Origin of the sequence: Ligilactobacillus acidipiscis (assembly GCF_900116935.1) — a bacterium.
Lineage (GTDB): Bacteria > Bacillota > Bacilli > Lactobacillales > Lactobacillaceae > Ligilactobacillus > Ligilactobacillus acidipiscis.
Genome location: NZ_LT630287.1, coordinates 506,357 through 527,318, shown reverse-complemented (window position 1 = coordinate 527,318; position 20,962 = coordinate 506,357). Strand labels below are relative to the sequence as shown.

Below are 20,962 nucleotides of genomic sequence, written 5' to 3'. Positions count from 1 at the left end.
TCCGGAAAAAACCGGAGTAATTATAAAAAATCCTTAACTCAACTTATTATCAGTCAACTTTCCTTGACGGCTGCTCAACCAAACCCTTTTCTGTTAAAACTTTCCACAGATCCTTTGAAGTATCTCCAGAAACCTTACGGATATCAAGTTTGATCCCTTGATCATGGAGCCAAGTAAATGCATCAACATCTGTCTGATCAACTGAGATCGTATCTGTCACCATTTTGCGTGAACTATTAAAGCTCAAAGCGCCAATGTTAACTAGATCAACGTGGATCCCATTTTGAACTAAGATTTGTGCATCCCGCGGGTTTTCGACCAAGATCAATGCTTTGAAACTATTAAAACGCGGGTCAAAATAGATTCGCAGCATCTTCATCAACGGGATCACATGAACCTTAATACCAGGTGGACTAGCCTGCCTGATCAAGGTTTTACGGATGTTGTCCCGGGCAACTTGGTCTGAGACGACTAAGATCCGATCGACTTTTAATACCTTGGCCCAGTTAGTAGCGACCTGTCCATGCAGCAAACGACTGTCGATACGCATTAACCGGATTTCCATGTTGACCGCCTTCGATCGTAAAAACTAATAATAAATCAAGTTAAAAAGTACTACGGGAATTCTAAACTTCGTTTTCTGCTCAAGGTTCGTAATTGCTTAATAAAAGAAAAAATTATGATAACAAATTCATTCAGCAGTAGAACGACCCTAGGGAAAATTTTATTTTGAACATCCCATTAAATATATAGCAATTTTTGTGCCAATTTTTGTGTATCACACCTATATCCTTATTTAACAATGTTTATAATTTCTTAAAAAAGCTATCTGATACACAAAATAGTGTATCAGATAGCTAGTGTATGCTATCCAGCTATTTCTGTATCAAACAATTTCACAATATAATATATTTCTTCTTCTGATAATTTTAAGTTCAGGGTCGTTTCGATCACCTTGTTCGCTCGAACAATAATCTGATAAAGAGTACTTTCTTGCACACTTCTGATCTCTGCATTGGAAGCTGTCATCGGCGAATTAGTCAAACAACGCTCAATTGCTCCAGCAAGATGCATAACGACACTGATCCGCAATGAGTTAGTAAATTCAAAATCTACTCTTTCTGCAATGTAATCACAGTAATTCCATAAAACCCCAATTAGTTTTTGCGGATTAATGAAAGTAAAGTATTGCCCCAAATATTGTTGAGCTTTCTGTTCTGTTAGGTCTTCAGAGCTTTCCAGGTCGACCTGAACATCCTCTCCTTTTTCTGGCGTATCTTCCATTTCCTGTATCAGGCTAATAAACTTTTCTCCGCCACCTTGTAAAAGATCCTCCAAAGAAATAAATGGGACCGGGATCTTCGGGCGTGTCACACCTGTTGTAGCAATAATATTATAATTTCGTTTTAAATCTTCCAAAGTTTGACTCATTCCCACAACAGAGATCGGGATCACAACAATATCGTCGATCAAATGGTCAACTAAAATACCGTCCAAGATCTCCTTGATTTTTTCAGCCGTTCCCTGTCCAGTAGCACATAAGGCAACGATCGCTCGCTGTCTGGAATCACTAACTTCTAAGCTATCTAAATTACCGACATTTTGTTCAGACTCTATCATAGGTCGTGAATAACCGTTAAAATCATTCAACTCATTATAGATCAGTTCCAGATCACTATCTATTAGAGAAGATTTACGGGCTGCTTCTAAGACCATTGCCGTCGTTACCATATCGATCGTCTTAACTGCCGCTCCCGTCATTTTTTCGATTTTACCATTGAAGGTCCCAAGTGACCCCATGTCGACCATTAGCAAAACACCATTACCACGATCAACTCGTTTTACTTTATGTGCAATACCCTTTAATGCGGTCTGCGGATCCATCTCTAATGCCATATCAAATGATTCCAAGTTATCCGCCGACAATAACTGCTTAACAACATGTACCATCGATGATGCAGTACTATCTCCGTGCGCTGCGACTACGATCCCGACTTTGCCGATCTCAGGCTCAGCTTTTAATGAAGCTAGAAGTATCGCCAAGTAATACAGTTCGGAATCTGGTACGGGCATGTTGTAATGCTCTTCAAGCATTTTCTTGATTTTTTTAGCAAGATCAAATTCGCGCGGATAATCGTTGACCATTGAAATAATGTTATTGGCAACTCTCCTTAGAGGCTTACCGGACTGTACTCGTTTGATAAATGAACTGATATGCAAGCTCATTCCATAAAGATAATTCTCGCCGACGTCATATCGTTCCTCTTTTAAAAAGCGGCCAATTTCATTGGTAACATCAATAATGTCTTGATCGATGATCTCGTTAAAACTTTTTTCAGTCCGGTCAAACTTAGCATTTTTATAAAACGACTTCAAATGCACGTTGATGTCAGTCATAATAAAATTATTGATTGCGGCATGGTCCAGCCCTTCATCTTGCAAAACTTGGGCTTTTTCACCGATCACTTCATAGAGATTATAAGGTAGTTCGTAATTATCCCTGTCTGCTGGTGCTCTCGTTGAATTATCCGGATGGACGATCATCGTTGGCTCTAAAAGCTTCGTCAACCGACTTTGTTCTTCCCGATTAGATGCCAAACGCGGCAGGCCATCTTTGATATTTGTCGGCATACTGTCAAAATCAAGTTTAATTTCAGACTCATTATTTATGCTTCCTAAAAATCCTTGTGCACAAACCAGCTGAATGTTTGATTTAAGTTGTCCAACATTGCCATAAGTAACACTGCCGATCAGTGCCTGAACAACATCTTCATTTAATCTAATATTGCGCTGGATCCGGTTGGCCTCGATCGTTAAGAGTCGTTTGAGCATCGCTACTCTTTCTCGCATTGTCCGTTCCTTGAAGGCTGGCATTTGAATCATGATCGGGATCCGTCTGACAAATGTTTGCAATAAGGAACTTTCTGGATCTTCAGTCGTGGCACAAACCAAACGGACGTCAGCATGATGAGTTTTACCCGATTCGCCCAGCTTACTATATGTCCCATGATCCATGAAATAAAAGATCATTTCTTGTCCCTCAGGTGGTAGGCGATGAACTTCATCCAAAAATAGCATGCCGCCGTCTGACTGTTGGATCAGTCCATCTTTTTCTTCATTTGCACCGGTAAATGCACCTTTAGTATATCCAAACAGCTGCGACATCAATAGCTGTGGATTATGAGCATAATCTGCGCAATTAAAAACCGTCATATCCTCATGGGATAACACATCTTTTTCCCGGGCAAACTGGTACATTGCGTTAGCAAAATAAGTTTTTCCAGAACCGGTCGGTCCTGTGATCAGCACGTTTAATCCATGTGGCGGGTATAAGATCGCGGCTTTTGCCTGTTCAACCTGATTTTTCAAACTGTCCTTACGTCCGATCATAGTTTCAAAAAAGTCAGTTTCGGAAGAAGCAGAGTTATCCTGAGATCTTGCTTCCTCAGCTATCTGCCGCTTTTTTTTATCACTTTTATCAGCACTTATCTTATTCTTATTAACCTGTTTCTTAGTGGTATCATCCTCTACGACCAAAAAATAACGAACTGGGCGTCCGTTTGATTTTTTTAAAATATCCTCGCGTACTAATGTATTTAATTCCTTGCTAACATTAGAACGTACCAAGCCCAAAGCTTCAGAAATAGCGAGAGTTGTCATCCCTTCCGAGGCAGCTTCGTCTTGGCTCTTCAAATAAGCTAAAATTTTTTCACGGCGTGTCATATTCTTCCTCATTTCTTGATCATACATAGTGCCAAAAATTACTGTATCAATTATAACACACTAACACAGAAAAGAACTTTCTACTTAAATAGAATTATTTAGGCTGCGCTAATCATGCGGAAAACGCTGATTTTTGGTAAACTACTAAATAAAGCAATAACACTTCATCTAACAATTACACAAAAGAGGAATAATATGGAATATTTAGACTATGCATTACAAGATTCGTGGAAATCATACTCAAACTTCGAATCACCGATCAACATTGAATTGCCTGTCGCAGAAAGCAAAACTTTGCAGCAGCAAGCCTTAACGTTTACCTTTAACGCTAGCGACCAAATCATTAAAAAAAGACAGCCGAATGGAGATCAATTTTTAGCTACCGGAGAATTGCTAGTTGGCAAGCATAAATATCAACTCCAACGACTACACTTTCATGATGGAAGCGAGCATACTTTAAATGGTCAGCAGTTTGATGGGGAGATCCATCTCGTATACCAAGACGAAAATAATGCTAACTTAGTTCTGGCGATTTTGTGCCAAGTCGATAAAAATTCAGTTGAGAAATTACCCTTATCAAAAATCTACCAAGAACAAGTTTCCGTTAGTGAATTAGAGCAAGTACTGCCGGATGACCTATCACATGTTACATATGTGGGCTCGCTAACTACTCCTCCTTTAATGGCGGATGTCACTTGGATAGTTTTGACACAGCCTCATTTTATTTCTGCTGCATCAAAAGCTGCCTTTCATGATGGTTATCCAAATAATCATCGTAAGATTCAGCCTCTTAATGGAAGAAAACTGACTTATTACAAAAATTCTTCCTTACTCGCAGATAACCGGCAGCTTTGAAAATTTTTTTAGTTTAGTATGGTAGGAAACCAAAAGTTTAACTACATTTTCATTCATAATGTTTTAGAATACGTATTTGACCCACAAGAATTGCCGACCAAATTAAAAATTTGTTAAAACCAGATGATCATTTTTCAGTTGTTAAGCACAACAAACTTAGCCATGCTTTTGCTACAACCGTTTTTGCAGACAAAACCGAAAACGGAATTGAAATACTTGATCAGAAAACAAATGATTTTCCAATCTTTTGGCCCCATGTACATCTATTCTTTAAATGAATTAAAAGCGTGGCTTTCTCACCCGCTGACCAATGTATTTGGTATTCGTGCCGTTTATAGATTTTCTGCCAATAATCAAGTTAATACACTCAAAAGTGGCAAATACAAAGTTTCAACTAGAAGATAAATTAAGTACAGACCCTTATTTGTCCCGCTGGATCAATTGACGTTAAATAATTCTTCTCCCCTTGTTTTGAAAGCCAAACAGTATATTCAAAACAACAAAAAATTTGATCCTAATGACACGTCAATGAGCGAATGGAAATTACTTTCAAAACCAATCTTTTAAATCTTTTTTCCTATTTACAAGATGGATGCTAAATGATAATAGTATAAAATTGTCTTAACAACGAGAGGTATAATATGGAAAAATTGCGTATTTCTCTTTAATACAATATTAAGGAGGAAAAATATGATAGAAATTAAATTAAAAAAAGTAACCAGCTCCCGCTCGAACAGCTAATTAATTTGTATAATTCTGTTGGTTGGAGTGCTTATACTGCTCAACCTGCCATCTTAAACCAAGCAATCATCAATTCTTTAGACGTAATAACCGCTTGGCAAAACCAGCGACTTATAGGTTTGATCCGCACAGTAGGAGATGGTCAGACGATATTATATATCCAGGATTTATTAGTAGCTCCAGGTTTCCAGCAGCAAGGGATCGGAACAAAACTCATGTAGCAGGTTTTAAACAAACATAAAAACATTCGGCAAAAATTATTACTGACGGAAAATGAAACTCAGACATTTTCCTTTTATCAAAAACAAGGTTTTATAGACACTAAAGAAGTAAATCTTGTGAGCTTCTACCGTGAACACTAATAAAAACAAAAGTGCTTAAACAAAGTCATCTTAAAATCACCACGACAATAGGTAAAGCATGCGCAATTTTCCAGCTCCAAATCGCGCTAATGCAACATTCAAGCGTTCTATTATAAGGGTGATTTTTTGCTAGATCTAGTTGTAGTGAAACACACTGTGCCGACTATATTTTTATGACTGATCTCTGACGAATAAAAAAGGAGGATTCGAAAACCATTCTTGGTTTCCAAATCTTCCTTTATTTATTACTTAAATCTACGCTGTTAATTCGCTATTTTGCGATATACGTGTCTTTCCAATTATTAGTAACACCGGCTGTATTTTGAATCAAGCCTTTAACATTTTCTCTGACCATAGTTGGCTGGTTCAATTGATACAGTGGAGCTACACCTTGGTCAGTACTCAAGATCTTAGATGCCTTAACCAAGTCATCCCAACGTTTCTGCTGGTTAGCAACATCAGTTGTTTTAGATGCCTTAACTAAACGATCATACTCAGCATTTTTCCATTTACCATCATTATATGAGTTATCCGATGTAAACAAATCAACAAAGCTGATCGCATCAGAGAAGTCTGCCCCCCATGAACTAACAACAACATCAAATTGTTGCGTCTTAGAGCGATCCAAACGTGTCTTAAACGGCACATTTTGAACTTTGACATCAATGCCTAAATTCTCGCCCAGCTGGCTTTGGATAAAGGCGGTTACTTTCTTGACAACATCTGTATCGTCACCCAACAACGTAAAACTTAACTTGTCTTGCCCAGTTTCTTTTAAACCTTCTTTTAAAAGTTGTTTAGCTTTTTTCTTATTATAAGTTACGCCTTCTTTTGTCTGAGCCGCATCAGCAAAGTCTTTCCCATTATATGATTGCAGGCCAGAAGAAACGATCCCTTGCGAAACTTTAGTGCCAGAGCCTAAAACTTTGTTTGCCAATTGTTTACGGTCGATGGCATATGAGATAGCTTGTCTGATCTTCTTGTTTTGGAAAACCTTTTGGGTTTGGTTAAATTCAAGGTAACTTGTTCTAGCCTGTTTCAAAACTTGATAGTCGGGCTTGCTTGATAATTGTTTGGCCTGTTCAGTACTTAAAAATGTTTCGTCCAGTTTCTTAGATTGGTAAAGATTATAGGAAGTTGAAGTGTCTTTGTTAACTTTAAAGTTGATTTTATCCAACTTGACTGACTTTTTGTCCCAATAGTTGCTGTTCTTAGCTAAAGACCAGCTTAAATTAGAACCAGTCCAAGCAGTCATCTTGAACGGACCGTTGTAAACCATATACTTAGATGCTGTCCCATACTTGGAACCATACTTTTCAACCGCTGACTTATTTTGCGGGAAAAATGACGGGAAGCCCATCAATAACTTGAAGTAAGGAATTTCTTTATCCAAAGAAACAACTAATTTATGATCGCCTTGTGCTTTGATCCCAAGAGCACTGCCAGGTTTTTTGCCATCCATGACTTCATTAGCGTTTTTAATTCCATCAAATAAATAAGCATATTCCGAACCAGTCTTTGGATCCAAAGTCCGCCGCCAAGAATAAACAAAATCTTTAGCAACTACTGGATCACCGTTTGACCACTTATCATCTTTACGCAATGTGAATGTGTATGTAAGCCCGTCTTTCGAAACTTTGGTTGATTTGGCGATTCCCGGTTCAACCTTTGACTTCTTACCAACTCGATAAAGACCTTCCATACTGTTATTCATCATATCAAAACTGATCGTATCCGTAGCCTTAGAAGGGTCCATTGTAGGAAGTTCCGAAGGTTCATCCCAATTTAGGACCTGCTTGTTAGCAAGCTTACCATTTCCAGCAGACGAACTCGACTTAGAACCGCAGGCCGTTAAAGCTAGACCTGCAACAACGGCAACTATTCCCGTAGAAAACACTTTGCGAAAACTCATACGCATTCTCCTCTTTCTCTAACCAATTTATAATTTTTATCAAATTATACAACATTTTAAATAAAATGCAACTGTTTATCTAAAATCAATTTCAATTAATGAAAACCGTTACTACGGGATTCTTTTGAATTAATAGTTCACATATTATTTTTAAAATAAAACGTGTTAAAGGTTAATAGTTTATAATTTTTAACTATTTTAAACAAAAAAGATCGTCTCGTTCATATCTTATCTTTTATAGTATGATTTGTATGTCTTCTTAGTAAAAAATGCTAAAATAATATTAAAGAAATTTTTTGAAGGGATGCGTTCTTATGACCACAGACATTCAAAATAAGTCCAATGAAAACGGCCGGCAGACAAAACGTGAACGGCTGCTTGAAATCGTTCATGTCATTAGAGAACATGACATGATCCGGAACTTTATTAGGCAAAAGAATCCGCGTGAGATCCGTTTAGGCTTTGAGGAGCTTGGACCGACCTTTATTAAGATCGGACAAATTTTGTCAACGCGTCCTGACTTGGTATCACCTGCTTATATCAGGGAATTCAGCTACTTACAAGATAATGTTCAAATAGACCCTTATCGTACAGTACAACAGTCCTTCAAGAAACAGACCGGCAAAGAGATCTCCGAAGTTTTTGCCAAATTTGATAAAGAACCATTTGCTTCAGCTTCAATTGGACAAACCCACCGCGCTCTTTTAAAAGACGGGACCTCCGTAGTTGTTAAAATCCAGCACCCCAAAGTGCAAGAACTGGTTGAAACTGACATGTCTCTCTTTAAAAAAGCGGTTGACATTTTGAAAATTGGCCCCGAGATTGGTGTGATCGACCCGGAAGATATTTTAAACGAGATCAGAAATGCTCTTTTTACTGAAATCAACACAGAAATCGAGATCAAAAATGGGCAAGAGTTCTACGAGCTAAATAATAATGATGGGATCATTACTGTTCCCCGAACATATGCCGATCTTTCAGCACAAAAAATTTTAGTTACTAGCTATATGCCTGGCAGAAGCATTAAATACTACATCCAAGAACCCTATAGTAAAGATGAACGCATAGCCAAACAGCAAAAGAATGAACGTAAAAAAGTCGCCGAAGCACTCGTCAAAAACTTTGTCAAGCAAGTTTTTGAAGATAACTTTTTTCATGCTGATCCTCATCCTGGTAACATCTTATTCAAACGTTTTGACCATGAGGACATCAAAGAACAAAATCATATTATTCAATTTCAGCGGAAGGTCCGGGGAAAAAAGACTACTTTGACTGCGCAAGATGATCTGCCCGATTACCGGGTGACCTACCTTGATTTTGGAATGATGGGACGCCTGACACCCAATATTGTTGACGGGATCATTCAAATTATCTTGGCCTTAAATACTAAAGACACAAGAACGATCGGTCAAGCGATACTTTCAATTTGTAACCGGACCGGCAAAGTTGATCAGGAAAAATTTTTCGAAGAGTTAGGTATCTTTTTACAGCCTTACATGCAAATGGGCCTGGGGCAAATCGACTTACCCAGTTTACTTTTTGAGGTCATTAGCCTTTGTCGGAATAATAACTTACAAGCCAAATCGGAAATCACTCTTTTGGTCAAATCCTTTGCTTCACTTGAGGGGATCATTGCTGAACTTGACCCTGAAATGGAAATGATGGATGTTGCGCGTCCGTTTGCCAAAGAATATCTGATCGAACACTTTAGCTGGAAAAAACAGTTGGAAGATAGTGCCTTAGATGTTGCTCAATCAGTGCGTGCTTTATCCAAGATCCCATTAAAAATCGAACAATTGATCAATTTATTTACAACCGGTCAAACCAAAATCAACATTGCTTTAAGGGGGCAAGAAACTCTCTTCGTTAATTTTAGCAGGATCGTTGATAGACTTGTAAGCGCAATTATTTTAGCAGCATTGATACTAGGCTCTTCCTTGTTAGTCCAGGGTAGCTCCGAACATCCTGCAATTTACAGACTGGGAGTTGCTGGCTATATTATTTCATTTATTGTGATCGTCTTGATGATCTTAAATTCCTTGTGGATCCGTTTTAAACATAAAAAATAAACCTGACCGTTCGCAATTCAAGCCTCCTTTCTCCCATGTCTTTGAAAAACATTCAGACGTGTGTTGGCGAGATTTATTAAGACTTTGACTTTTTTTGACCTTTTAGTGTTTTTTCTTTGCATCTACTCTAAAAACGTATAGAATTAACAGTAAGGGAGATTCATCCATGCGGATCTTTTCCTTGTTGACTGTTTAAGTATGGTAGTAAATTACCAATCATAGAAAGGAAGTTTTGGTGTTATGGCTAACGATATTTCTAATCACTTCAACGATTTGTTAAATTCCGGAGATGAATTTTTCAAGAATTTTGGACGTCCACTTATGAACTTGAGTGATTCCTTTAAGGAACTGCGTAGTGACGTGCAAGAAACTGAGACAGATTATACCGTTGCGATCGATGTTCCTGGTGTTGACAAAAAAGATATCTCGATCGACTTCAAAGATAACACATTGACCGTTTCCGCCAAGCGTCAATCGTTCACTGACCGCAGTGACAAAGATGGCAATATGATCGCCAGCGAACGCAGCTCTGGTCGTTTTACTCGTCAATATCATTTTCCTGATGTCGATCACGAAAAGATCGGTGCCAAATATGAAGAAGGCGTTTTGACTATCACCTTGCCTAAGACAACAGAAGGTCAGAGTAAAACTCATAAAATCGAAGTGCAGTAATCAAATAATCGTTTACCTCGTATTCCAGCAAAAGAATACGAGGTTTTTTGTGTAAAGCTTTAAATCTTTGTCCTTCTAAAAGGTTGATATCATAGAGTTTACCTTAAAAATAGTAGACTTTTATATGTGTGAATTTCCTTGATAGAAAACGGTTGCATTAAGCTTGGCAATGTGATATAAAATAGGTGTAAGGAAAGATCAAGGCTCAGTTAGTGAGTCAGACAACTGAATATAGCAACAAAGCAATTGAAAGTTTTAAAAGTATTAAATCCGCTAGGTCCAACCAAAATAGAGGATATGATAGAGGGTGTCGGAACCAACATGAGAAAGTTCCAAACACAGAATATTTCTTCTTTAGAGGGTGATTGAACCAACATGAGATGTGTTTCAACCACAAATAATTTAGTCGATTGGAAGTGATGAAGTCAACATGAATCGTTTTATGTCCGCTAGCCCGTGCAAGGCAGGTCATGAGATCTTTACAACCGGTGTTGACCGAAGTCGAGGTAAGGGAGCAATTGCAGATCAGTGAAAAAATTGCAGAAATTAGTTGCTCAACTAGGGTTGCGGAAACACGATCTTTCCTTACAGAATATAAAGTTCAGTGCTCCTGATGTGTGAATATCTTAGGAGAAACAGGTGAACCTCCAAGATGATATGTATGAGTGAAAACGCGGGTCTGAGCTTTAGTGCTTTTAACCCAAAACATGAGAAAATTTAAGTTGACTTCAAAGGATATTTAGGTAATTAGATGAGTTTATATTTTGACGTAACACAGTCAGTAACCTAGGGGTCTGAAACAAATGTATGTAAATTTGTTTCAGGCCTTTTATTATCGTTTGATTTTTTGAAACATACGTTTGCTTTTATCACAATAAAGTTACATAATATGTTTGTTTAGTAACTTACACTACGAGGAAGGAGGTAATCATTTGAAACAAACTTCTATTTTTGACCAAAATGAAAACAACAATGCTCCCTTGGCTTACCGGGTCAGGCCACAAAAATTAGCTGAATTTTTTGGTCAAACTCACCTTTTAGCTCCCGGCAAAGTTCTCCGCGAATTGATCGATAATGATCAGCTGACCTCGATGATCTTTTGGGGACCTCCAGGGGTAGGCAAAACCACTTTAGCACGGATAATTGCCGCTCAGACTAAAGCCCATTTTTTAACCTTCAGTGCGGTCACTACCAGTATCAAAGATATCAAGTCGATCATGAAAGATGCTGAAGAAGCACGAGAAATGGGGGAAAGAACGATTGTTTTCGTTGACGAGATCCATCGCTTTAATAAAGCTCAACAAGACGCATTCTTACCTTATGTCGAAAAAGGCAGTATCATTTTGATTGGAGCTACGACTGAAAATCCATCGTTTGAGTTGAACTCCGCCCTCCTCTCTCGTTGTAAAGTTTTTGTCTTACAAGAATTAAAGCCTGACGAATTAGTCGATCTGCTAAAACATGCTTTGAATTCCTCTCAGGGCTTTCCTGAATTGGCCATCCACATTTCACAGGAAACACTGCAAGAAATCGCTGCTTTTGCCAATGGTGACGGCCGAAACGCCCTTAATACCCTTGAAATGGCAATATTAAATGGCAAACGAGAGGGTAAAGATGTTACAGTCGATCAACAAACTTTGCATCAACTCCTAGGAAAAAAGTCTTTACGTTATGATAAAAAAGGCGAGGAACATTATAATATTATTTCGGCTTTGCACAAATCAATGCGTAACAGCGACGTGAATGCGGCGGTCTACTGGTTATCACGTGTGATCGATGGTGGTGAAGATCCACTATATATCGCGCGACGATTGGTTCGTTTCGCCAGCGAAGATATCGGTTTGGCAGATACCAATGCTTTAAATGTCGCAGTCAATGTTTTTCAAGCTTGTCAGTTTATTGGCTTGCCGGAATGTGATGTTCATTTAACTGAAGCTGTGATCTACCTAGCGTTAGCACCTAAATCAAACGCCGCATACAAAGCCCGTCTGACTTCCAAAAAAGATGTCCGTTCTTACGGAAATCTGCTGGTACCCTTACAGATCAGAAATGCACCAACTAAACTAATGGATGACTTAGGTTATGGTGAAAATTACCAATATGCCCACAAAAGCAAAGACAAACTGACTTCAATGGAAACTGCCCCGCCTGAGATCAAGGGACACGAATACTATGAACCCACCAATCAAGGAAAAGAAGCTCGTTTCAAGCAACGGTTGGAATATATTAAAAAGTGGCATAAAAGCCATGATAATAGCTAAAAACGAAAAGCCCCATGCACTCAAGCAAGCGAACCTAATTCTTAGAGTACATGGGACTTTTCGTTTTTTGATCAAAGTGGCATACTTACAATTTTTCTCTAAATTTATCCTCTTAGGGTATTGTTATTTTGTACTAATTTTTTGAAATTAAAGTCGAAGAGACATATTTCTTTTTAATTTCTTATTCTATTTAGATCGATGCGACTAAGTGTAACTTGACTAACGCTGGTCAAAACATCGTTATTATGAACTTCAACTTGCCACGTTTGGAGTTTAGAACCGACATGCAAAGGCGTTGCTTTAGCAAGCAAAGTTCCTTGTTTTTCAGCTTGCAAATGATGTGTTGTCAGATTCACACCGACCACCGTCGAGCCTTCTGGAACATTTTTCGCTCCAGCCATACTAGCAGCTGTTTCTGCCAAAACTGCATTGATCCCGCCGTGCACGATTCCGTAAGGCTGTTTAATTTCATCAGAAATTTCAAGTGATATAATAGATTCGTTGGATGAGAGAGAAACAACTTTAATTCCAAGAGTTTTTACTAAGTCTGACATAAATATTACCAACTTTCGAAAGGATTGAATTAAATGACATCTGTAAACTGGGAAAAGGTCAAAGACTACGAAGAAATAATCTTTGAAAGGTCTGACAAAATTGCAAAAATCACAATGAACCGCCCAGAAAGGCGCAACGCCTTTACCCCAACAACTGTAGAAGAAATGATCGATGCGTTTACTATCTGCCGTGATGATAGCACAATTGGCGTAATAATTCTAACTGGAGCTGGCGACCTCGCCTTTTCATCTGGTGGTGACCAGGGGGTTCGTGGTAACGGAGGCTATGTTGGTAAAGACAAAGTCGCTCGTTTGAACGTCTTGGATCTGCAACACTTGATCCGGATCATCCCTAAACCCGTGATTGCGATGGTCAAGGGTTGGTCTGTCGGCGGTGGTAACATCTTGCAGCTAGTTTGTGACCTAACTATCGCAGCCGACAATGCGAAGTTTGGTCAAACAGGACCTAAAGTTGGCAGTTTCGATGCCGGATACGGTTCCGGTTATCTTGCCCGTGTCATCGGACATAAACGTGCTAAAGAAGTGTGGTTCTTAAATCACTTCTACTCAGCAGAAGAAGCTTACCAAATGAACTGGATCAATAAAGTCGTTCCATTGGCTGACGTTGAATCTGTAACACTTGACTGGTGTAATGAGATCCTTGAAAAATCACCAACAGCTTTGCGCTTTATCAAGGCTGCAATGAACGCTGATACCGATGGTTTGGCTGGAATACAACAGCTTGGCGGAGACGCTACAATGTTATTTTATCAGACAGATGAAGGCAAAGAGGGGCGCGATGCGTTCAATGAAAAACGTAAGCCTGATTTTGATAAATATCCTAAGTTCCCATAAACGATGTCAGGTACAATAATGGATAATTGGATAAAAAAGCAGGCAGCCTTAACCCCGACTAGGGCTGCTGTCGTAGATAAAGAAAAAACTATAACTTTTGCACAACTTGCTGAATACACTGACAAGCTTGGACGAAAACTAGCAGGTTTAGATGCTTTGAACAACAAAAAAATCGCTATTCTGACTAATAATTCATTGGCTGGGTACTTAACTGCGATGGGGATTTTAAACGCAGGACATACGATTGTCTGGCTGAATCGTCGTTTGTCAGCGCCTGAGTTAAATTACCAACTAAATGATAGTCAAGTTGATGTCTGTTTATATGAAGATCAGCTTGATGCTTCACAGTTAAGCTGCCGCACTATTTCTTTTAGCGAGCTTGATTCAGCTTCTGAGAAAAGCTTTGCCCCCCAACAGGTCTTTGCTGCTAAAGATGCGGCAAGTATCATGTACACTTCAGGTACTACTGGGAGACCAAAGGGCGTTATTCAAACATTTGGCAATCATTTTAGTTCAGCAACGGCATCTGCCTTAAATCTAGGCGTAACGCCAGCTGATGAATGGCTATGTACAGTACCGATCTTTCATATCAGCGGTTTTTCGATCATGATGCGTGGTTTGATCTACGGGATGACCGTTCGTTTAGTCAGCCATTTTGATGCAGCAAAGATCCAGCAAATTCTTGTCAATGAACCAGTAACAATGATTTCAGTAGTTCCTTTTATGTTAAAGAAACTATTGACTATCAAACAAGAAACTGGCGCCCAATACCAAAAAAGATTTCGCGGAATGTTACTCGGCGGTGGTCCAATAGATCAAGCAACTTTAAAACAATGTGAACAACTGCAATTACCAGTTATCCAGTCATATGGAATGACTGAAACATGTTCGCAGATCGTAGCACTTTCTTTTGCTGATGCAGCAAAACATATTGGTTCTTCAGGGAAACCTCTTTTCCTGACACAATTACGCTTGGATCAAAATACACAAGAAATTCAGCTCAAAACCCCCGCTCTAAGTCCAGGTTATCTGGGAAAACAAGAAAAATACGCCGCCAAGATCACAACCGATGGCTGGTTCAAAACGGGGGACATTGGTCATTTTGACAAAGATGGATTTTTATATGTGCACGGGCGCAGTGATGATATGATAATTTCAGGAGGAGAAAACATTTTTCCTGATGAAGTAGAATCTGCTTATGCGAAATGCCCTTTCCTTGAAGATATTGCTGTCTTGGGTGTGGCTGATGACAAATGGGAACAAAAACCCATAGCTTTTGTGATACCAAATGAACAAACCCTGTTAGCCCAAGACTTGATAGATTATGGCCGTCAACATTTGGCCCATTATAAAGTCCCGAAAAACTTTTACTTGGTCAAACAATTACCTCACAACGCCAGTGGAAAACTGCAACGATTCAAATTACGAGAAAGATTGACTAGCGGCCAAGTCAAGGAGTTGCAATAATTTTCTGTGTTGGGTAATTGATTCTTAATTCCGATCCTAGAATGATTGATCCTACGTAGTTTTATCTGGCCGTTATTTTCGTTGCTTTGCGACTTGTGTCCACATGGCCTTCTTCTGGGCCCTAGTATTACGGATGTAGGGCCACATGGCGCTCGTGGACATTACTTTGGCAAATTTATATTGGAATCGACCCAAAATTACATGCAGTAAAATTTTATTACATCGGATTAGGTAAACTTAAACTTTTTGTATAATTATTTTTAGTATCATACTAGTAAGAACAAAGATATGATACCCAAGTCCACCATTGCTTGAGTACTATCTGCTTAGCCCATTATGTTTCGTAGTCAGACTCCGTGCAACAAAAGGTAACGTCTTATTCTTAAGTCCGATCATTCAGCACCAAACTAACGCTAGTTGACCAGGACCCGATAATGCTTGCTTTCTTTGTTGCACTCTGCCTTGTTTTTAAAAGGAGATGTTATTATGACCGAAAAAATGAATGCTGTTGGTTTTTATGAACATTTACCGCTTGATAACGCTCAAAGCCTTATTGACCTTACCTTAGATCGTTTAACTGCTAAAGAGCATGATCTTTTAGTCAAGGTCTCTGCAATTTCTGTGAACCCGGTCGATATCGCTACGCGTAAAAACGGCCACGATAAAAGTGAAAGGCCACGGATCCTCGGGTTCGATGCTGTAGGAACTGTTGTTGAAACGGGCTCAGATGTTACCTTATTCCAAAAAGGCGACAGGGTGTATTATGCAGGTTCCTTCAGTCGTCCCGGAAGTTACAGTGATTATGAACTTGTCGATGAACGGATCGTCGCACTCGCTCCCAAAAAGTTAGATGATGCCCATACTGCAGCTATGCCATTAACAACATTGACTGCTTGGGAAGCATTATTCGAACAGCTAGGCATTGACCCTGATGATAATGAGACTAATAATGATAAAACGATTTTGATAATCAACGGTGCCGGCGGCGTTGGTTCAATTGCCACTCAGTTAGCTCATTATGCAGGCCTTCACGTGATTGCAAGTGCTTCTCGTCCAAGGACGAAGGAATGGGCCTTGCAGCATGGGGCAGACGAAATAGTCGACCATCATAAAAACTTGATAGATGAAGTCCATGCCTTGGGCCACGATAACGTCAATTACATTCTTGAATTAAATAACTTAGACAATCATTGGGACGAAATGGTCGAATTGATCGGGCCGAATGGCAAAATGTCTTCCATAACCAGTAACCAAAAACCATTAAATCTGACAGCTCTCAAACGTAAGCGTGTTACTTTCGCGTGGGAATGGATGTTTACCAAAGCTTTTTACCACACAGCAGATTTAAGCAGTCAACATGAGATCCTAACTCAGGCAGCCCAATTGTTTGACAGCGGCATACTGCGTAGTACATTGAATCAAACATTGCAGGGTATCAATGCAGATAATTTAAAGAAAGCACACGCCATGATTGAAAGCGGGCATACCATTGGCAAGATCGTGCTGACTAAATAAAATTTTTATAATAAGCAAATAAGCTCTTGCAAAGTAAAGTGCACTTCAAAACACTTACTTTGCAAGAGCTTTTTATTTTCCTTGAGATGCGATTCGAGCAGCTCTGTACGCCAAGAGTGCCGTAGTAATTGCCCCAACTCCCCCAGGAACAGGTGTAATCGCCTGGACCTTCTGGGAGACTTGAGCAAAATCAACATCTCCCACAAGTTTGCCAGCTTCATCGTAATTAGTTCCGACATCAACTACCACTGCATCTTTGTTGACCATGTCAGCCGTGAGCAAATTAGGCTGTCCAACTGCAGTGATCACTAGCTGTGCTTGAACAGTGTGTTCAAAAAGCTGCTTAGTATATTTATCGCACACTGTTAACGTGGCGTTTTGTGCGAGCAGCAAGTTTGCTAAAGGACGTCCCACAGTTAAACTATCACCGATCAAAACCACTTCTACTCCTCGTAAATTAAACTCGTAAAAGTTTAAAAGTTCCAACACCGCAGCTGCCGTTAATGGAACTAGATCTCCAGACCGTGGCGATAAGGTCGATCCTAAATTAGCACGGGTAACTCCATCAATATCCTTGCACGGATCAAGCAGATCTTGGACAGCATCAAGCGGGAGACTTTCGGGTAAAGGTTCCAGTAACAGAATTGCATCAATTTGTTGATCCTCATTCAACTGTGTCACTTGACTTTCAAATTCACTAAAAGTGATCTGACTATCAAACACGACCGGAACGGTTTTTAGTCCTGCTTGTTGCAACACATTAGCCGCACTTCTCTGGTAGCCCTTGGCTGCAGGATCTACCCCAACTCTGACCAGTGCGACTTGGGGCACCGCTGACAAAGAAGCAACTAAGTTTTTAGTCCGTTGCAAAATATCATCTGCCACAGGCTTACCCTTCAATAATTTGCTCACACATTTTCACCCCGAGCTGCTTTTTGCATAGCCGGATATAAGCTTTCACTGATTTTTAAACCATCTGCTAAAGTCTCATCAGTTATTTTATTCAAGCTAGCAGCCTGGTCTTTATCTTTCATCATCCTGGTATTTTCGTAGACATTTAAAACAGAGGCTTTAAGTGCTGCCTCGGCTAATGCCGTTCCACTGCCAATATCACTTAACAAAGACTTGGAAGAATACTCTTTCATTTCGTCTAACTGATGCAAGATCTTAGTCGCTGTTTGGGCGATCTGTAATGGTGGTTGAGCAGCAACGATCAAGCCGTGTAACATTTCTGCAGCACGCTTATCTTTTTGCTCTTCAGTTTCTTTAGGGAGCTTTAAAGCTGCGGTAAAAGTTTCAAACGCACTCTCATCTTCCTGAATCAAGGAGATCATTTTAGTCCGACTCACAGTCATTTCAGCGATCAACTCAGTCAAACGCGGTTCATCAAGCTTGTCCTGACGAATGTGTCCGACCATTTCTCCTAAAGCACTGCTTAAAGCGCCTACTAAAGCTGCAGTTGATCCTCCACCTGGTGTTGGTGCTGCTGAGGCTAAGTCAGCTGTAAATTCTTCAATTGTTTGTGACATTTATTTCGCTCCTCTTATTGTTAGTTAGTCTTGCAGGTTATTGTAATGAAGCACTATTCTTAACCCATTTTAGACATTATGTCTTCAGACATTATTGGTGCTCGAGTTCTCCCGGCTTGCTTCACTCTGTTATTTTGTCGAGTTTTTCAAGCCAGAACCTTCCGCCCAATCAACTCCGCCATCACGACAAGTAAGACCACTTGTCATAATGCCCGAGTCCATTGGTGCTCGAGCTCTCCCGGCTTGCTTCACTCTGTTATACATTATCTCTGATTTTTCTTATATTTTCGAAGTCAGTGCATTGATCGCCACTATCACTGTACTCAATGACATTAAAACCGCTCCGACCATTGGGCTTAACACAAAACCGACAGGTGCTAATACTCCAGCTGCCAGTGGCAAAGCGATAATATTATAGCCAGCCCCCCACCAGAGATTTTGGGTCATCTTGCTGGTCGTTTTACGTGATAACTCTAAAAAATTAATAATATCATGCGGATCACTTTTGACCAATACTAAGTCTGCAGATTCGATCGCAACATCTGTCCCACTGCCGATCGCAACTCCAATGTCTGCCCGTGCCAAACTAGGCGCATCATTGACACCATCGCCGATCATCATAACTTTCCCGTCATTTTGATAACTTTGCACTGCTTTTTCTTTATCCGCAGGCAATAATTGTGCCTTAAATTCAGTGATCCCTAATTTTTCAGCAACTCCTTTAGCTGCTTGCTTATTGTCTCCAGTCAGCATGACCGGTGTTATCCCTTGGCTTAGCAAGGTATCGATCAATTTTTTAGCGGCCGGTTTGATTTGATCGCCTTGAGCAACAAAACCTACGACTTTATTATTTTCTACCAAAAAACTCAATGAGTTGCCTTCGCTTGCCAGTGCGTCAAACCGCTCGTTATCTACACTCAGGCCTTTTTCCTCCACATATCCTGGTGACACTATCAAATAATTAGTCCCATCGATCTCACCTTTTAACCCAACACCTTTGATTTGACTACTGTTGACACTTTTATATCCAATTTTTTCGGCCCGTGCCTTCTTCGTGATCCCAACTGCCAAAGGATGTGAAGAACCAGCTTCTAAGCTAGCCATAGTTTTTAAAACTTCTGCATCACTTTTTTTGGCCGATAAACTGCCATATTCCTTCACCTTAAAATTGCCTTCCGTTAAAGTTCCCGTTTTATCCATTAAGGCATATTTGAGGCTAGTGACCTGTTCCATTGCATTCCTATCACGGAGCAGCAAACCTTGCTTGGCACCTATAGAAGTGCTTCTGGCAACGACTAGTGGTATAGCTAAACCAAGTGCATGCGGACAAGCTATGATCAATACAGTCACTGCCCGTGGTAAAGCCGTCGCTAGATCAGTCGTAAGCCACCATGCGATAAAGCTGATAACAGCGATCGTTAAGGCAACATAAAACAGCCAGGAAGCCACTTTGTCCGCCAAATTTTCACGCCCTGATTTTTCATTTTGAGCCGATTCTACCATCTTGGTCACTTGTGCCAAAAAACTGTTTTCCCCTGTTCCTGTCACCTCGATTTGGATAGTTCCGTCACCATTGACCGAACCACCAAATACTTTCGTATCAACTTTTTTCTGCACTAATTTGGATTCACCAGTTACCATCGCTTCATTGACTGCTGACTCGCCGTCTACTACTTTTCCATCTGCTGGTATCTTTTCGCCGCCACGAACAAGAAGTCGGTCACCCTCAGTAACGTCTTGCAACTTAACATCAGTAACCTGCCCTTTTTCATCGATCCTATGTGCTTGACTTGGCAGCAATTCGGCCAGTTCATTCAAAGCTGAACCAGCATTCATCACTGCGTTCATTTCGATCCAATGACCTAATAACATAATGTCGACTAAAGTGGCTAACTCCCAGAAAAAGTCCATCACACTTGGAGTAACGTTAAAAACATTATTGGCTATCACAGAATAGATACTGTAGATATAAGCGACTGAGATCCCCATTGTGATCAAAGTCATCATTGCTGGTTTCTTGTCTGTTAACTCGCCCTTAGCCCCAGAAAAGAAAGGTTTTCCGCCATAAAAGAAAATCACAGTTCCAAGAATAGCAACTACCCAATCACTCCCCTGAAATTCAAGCAAGGGGTGGGTCATACCCATCATTGATGACATCAACAATAAGGGGATCGTTAAAATCAGTGAGACCCAGAACTTTTGCTTCAAATTTCCCATATGCATCATATGTCCGCCATGCATCATCATATCACTTTGACCCATCTTTTGATTTCCCATATCCATTTGCGAATGATCCATGTTCATTTCGTGATCCTCTTCATCCATCTTCATCAGACTAACTCCTTTCCAGTCTCAACACTAATTAATTTAAGAGTACATTTGAAAATGAGTAAACTCAAGTAAAAGACTTGTGATACAAAAAAACGTTGAGCTTTGACCCAACGCCT

At 39.9% G+C, this 20,962-nt stretch carries 16 protein-coding genes; 9 read left to right on the top strand and 7 right to left on the bottom strand.

All coding sequences use genetic code 11. The features are described from left to right. Positions 1-49 precede the first annotated feature (49 nt). Positions 50-565, bottom strand: coding sequence for a PTS system mannose/fructose/N-acetylgalactosamine-transporter subunit IIB (locus BQ5903_RS02350; RefSeq protein ID WP_079578694.1), 516 nt, complete (start codon positions 563-565; stop codon positions 50-52). A gap of 302 nt (positions 566-867) precedes the next feature. Further along, complete coding sequence (locus BQ5903_RS02345) at positions 868-3,723, bottom strand: sigma-54-dependent transcriptional regulator (protein ID WP_079578692.1); 2,856 nt, start codon at positions 3,721-3,723, stop codon at positions 868-870. A 195-nt stretch (positions 3,724-3,918) separates the two neighbouring features. Here BQ5903_RS02345 and BQ5903_RS02340 point away from each other — a divergent pair, with 195 nt between their 5' ends. The 3 genes from BQ5903_RS02340 (at position 3,919) to BQ5903_RS12490 (ending at position 5,540) form a co-directional block, all read left to right on the top strand. Then, positions 3,919-4,578: a carbonic anhydrase family protein gene (locus BQ5903_RS02340; RefSeq protein WP_010498887.1), complete on the top strand. Its 660-nt coding sequence runs from the start codon at positions 3,919-3,921 to the stop codon at positions 4,576-4,578. Positions 4,579-4,794: 216 nt separating this feature from the next. Next, positions 4,795-4,983, top strand: coding sequence for a hypothetical protein (locus tag BQ5903_RS12160; protein ID WP_231920905.1), 189 nt, complete (start codon positions 4,795-4,797; stop codon positions 4,981-4,983). Positions 4,984-5,324: 341 nt separating this feature from the next. Beyond that, complete coding sequence (locus BQ5903_RS12490) at positions 5,325-5,540, top strand: GNAT family N-acetyltransferase (RefSeq protein WP_010498876.1); 216 nt, start codon at positions 5,325-5,327, stop codon at positions 5,538-5,540. Positions 5,541-5,952: 412 nt separating this feature from the next. On the opposite strand, the gene BQ5903_RS02330 is transcribed toward BQ5903_RS12490, so the two are convergent. Continuing rightward, a complete protein-coding gene (locus tag BQ5903_RS02330) occupies positions 5,953-7,593 on the bottom strand; it encodes a peptide ABC transporter substrate-binding protein (RefSeq protein ID WP_079578688.1) in 1,641 nt (546 codons plus the stop codon). A gap of 314 nt (positions 7,594-7,907) precedes the next feature. Between BQ5903_RS02330 and BQ5903_RS02325 the strand changes: the two genes are divergently transcribed. From BQ5903_RS02325 to BQ5903_RS02315, 3 genes are all read left to right on the top strand, one after another. Continuing rightward, on the top strand, positions 7,908-9,662 hold the full coding sequence (locus BQ5903_RS02325; protein ID WP_079578686.1) for an AarF/UbiB family protein: 1,755 nt from the start codon (positions 7,908-7,910) through the stop codon (positions 9,660-9,662). 240 nt (positions 9,663-9,902) lie between these two features. Then, positions 9,903-10,334, top strand: a complete 432-nt coding sequence (locus BQ5903_RS02320; protein ID WP_010498861.1) for an Hsp20/alpha crystallin family protein — start codon at positions 9,903-9,905, stop codon at positions 10,332-10,334. A 932-nt stretch (positions 10,335-11,266) separates the two neighbouring features. After that, on the top strand, positions 11,267-12,595 hold the full coding sequence (locus BQ5903_RS02315) for a replication-associated recombination protein A (protein ID WP_010498860.1): 1,329 nt from the start codon (positions 11,267-11,269) through the stop codon (positions 12,593-12,595). Between the two features lie 173 nt (positions 12,596-12,768). Here BQ5903_RS02315 and BQ5903_RS02310 read toward each other — a convergent pair whose 3' ends face one another. Next, on the bottom strand, positions 12,769-13,149 hold the full coding sequence (locus BQ5903_RS02310; protein WP_010498858.1) for a PaaI family thioesterase: 381 nt from the start codon (positions 13,147-13,149) through the stop codon (positions 12,769-12,771). Between the two features lie 33 nt (positions 13,150-13,182). On the opposite strand from BQ5903_RS02310, the gene menB reads away from it, so the two are divergent. The 3 genes from menB (at position 13,183) to BQ5903_RS02295 (ending at position 16,986) form a co-directional block, all read left to right on the top strand. Then, positions 13,183-14,004 carry a 1,4-dihydroxy-2-naphthoyl-CoA synthase gene (gene menB, locus BQ5903_RS02305; protein WP_010498857.1) on the top strand — a complete coding sequence of 274 codons (822 nt, stop codon included), beginning with the start codon at positions 13,183-13,185 and terminating at the stop codon, positions 14,002-14,004. 18 nt (positions 14,005-14,022) lie between these two features. After that, positions 14,023-15,471: an o-succinylbenzoate--CoA ligase gene (locus tag BQ5903_RS02300; RefSeq protein ID WP_079578684.1), complete on the top strand. Its 1,449-nt coding sequence runs from the start codon at positions 14,023-14,025 to the stop codon at positions 15,469-15,471. A 486-nt stretch (positions 15,472-15,957) separates the two neighbouring features. Next, positions 15,958-16,986 (top strand): zinc-binding alcohol dehydrogenase family protein, encoded by a 1,029-nt coding sequence (locus BQ5903_RS02295; protein ID WP_010498852.1) that lies wholly within the window; start codon positions 15,958-15,960, stop codon positions 16,984-16,986. Positions 16,987-17,058: 72 nt separating this feature from the next. Here the strand turns inward: BQ5903_RS02295 and BQ5903_RS02290 are convergent, their stop codons facing one another. The 3 genes from BQ5903_RS02290 to BQ5903_RS02280 all read right to left on the bottom strand — a co-directional run bounded on the left by BQ5903_RS02290 (position 17,059) and on the right by BQ5903_RS02280 (position 20,840). After that, positions 17,059-17,898 carry a bifunctional 5,10-methylenetetrahydrofolate dehydrogenase/5,10-methenyltetrahydrofolate cyclohydrolase gene (locus tag BQ5903_RS02290; protein WP_079578682.1) on the bottom strand — a complete coding sequence of 280 codons (840 nt, stop codon included), beginning with the start codon at positions 17,896-17,898 and terminating at the stop codon, positions 17,059-17,061. Continuing rightward, a complete protein-coding gene (locus tag BQ5903_RS02285) occupies positions 17,895-18,515 on the bottom strand; it encodes a cyclodeaminase/cyclohydrolase family protein (RefSeq protein ID WP_010498848.1) in 621 nt (206 codons plus the stop codon). Before BQ5903_RS02285 ends, BQ5903_RS02290 begins: the two co-directional genes overlap by 4 nt. 279 nt (positions 18,516-18,794) lie before the next feature. Continuing rightward, positions 18,795-20,840: a heavy metal translocating P-type ATPase gene (locus BQ5903_RS02280; protein ID WP_407936223.1), complete on the bottom strand. Its 2,046-nt coding sequence runs from the start codon at positions 20,838-20,840 to the stop codon at positions 18,795-18,797. Between the last annotated feature and the right edge of the window lie 122 nt (positions 20,841-20,962).

Coding starts and splice junctions, on each gene's coding strand:
- BQ5903_RS02300 (WP_079578684.1), top strand. CDS start 14,023: ATGGATAATTGGATAAAAAAGCAGGCAGCCTTAACCCCGACTAGGGCT.
- menB (WP_010498857.1), top strand. CDS start 13,183: ATGACATCTGTAAACTGGGAAAAGGTCAAAGACTACGAAGAAATAATC.
- BQ5903_RS02350 (WP_079578694.1), bottom strand. CDS start 565: ATGGAAATCCGGTTAATGCGTATCGACAGTCGTTTGCTGCATGGACAG.
- BQ5903_RS02295 (WP_010498852.1), top strand. CDS start 15,958: ATGACCGAAAAAATGAATGCTGTTGGTTTTTATGAACATTTACCGCTT.
- BQ5903_RS02325 (WP_079578686.1), top strand. CDS start 7,908: ATGACCACAGACATTCAAAATAAGTCCAATGAAAACGGCCGGCAGACA.
- BQ5903_RS02330 (WP_079578688.1), bottom strand. CDS start 7,593: ATGAGTTTTCGCAAAGTGTTTTCTACGGGAATAGTTGCCGTTGTTGCA.
- BQ5903_RS02285 (WP_010498848.1), bottom strand. CDS start 18,515: ATGTCACAAACAATTGAAGAATTTACAGCTGACTTAGCCTCAGCAGCA.
- BQ5903_RS02310 (WP_010498858.1), bottom strand. CDS start 13,149: ATGTCAGACTTAGTAAAAACTCTTGGAATTAAAGTTGTTTCTCTCTCA.
- BQ5903_RS02340 (WP_010498887.1), top strand. CDS start 3,919: ATGGAATATTTAGACTATGCATTACAAGATTCGTGGAAATCATACTCA.
- BQ5903_RS02280 (WP_407936223.1), bottom strand. CDS start 20,840: ATGGATGAAGAGGATCACGAAATGAACATGGATCATTCGCAAATGGAT.
- BQ5903_RS02320 (WP_010498861.1), top strand. CDS start 9,903: ATGGCTAACGATATTTCTAATCACTTCAACGATTTGTTAAATTCCGGA.
- BQ5903_RS02345 (WP_079578692.1), bottom strand. CDS start 3,723: ATGACACGCCGTGAAAAAATTTTAGCTTATTTGAAGAGCCAAGACGAA.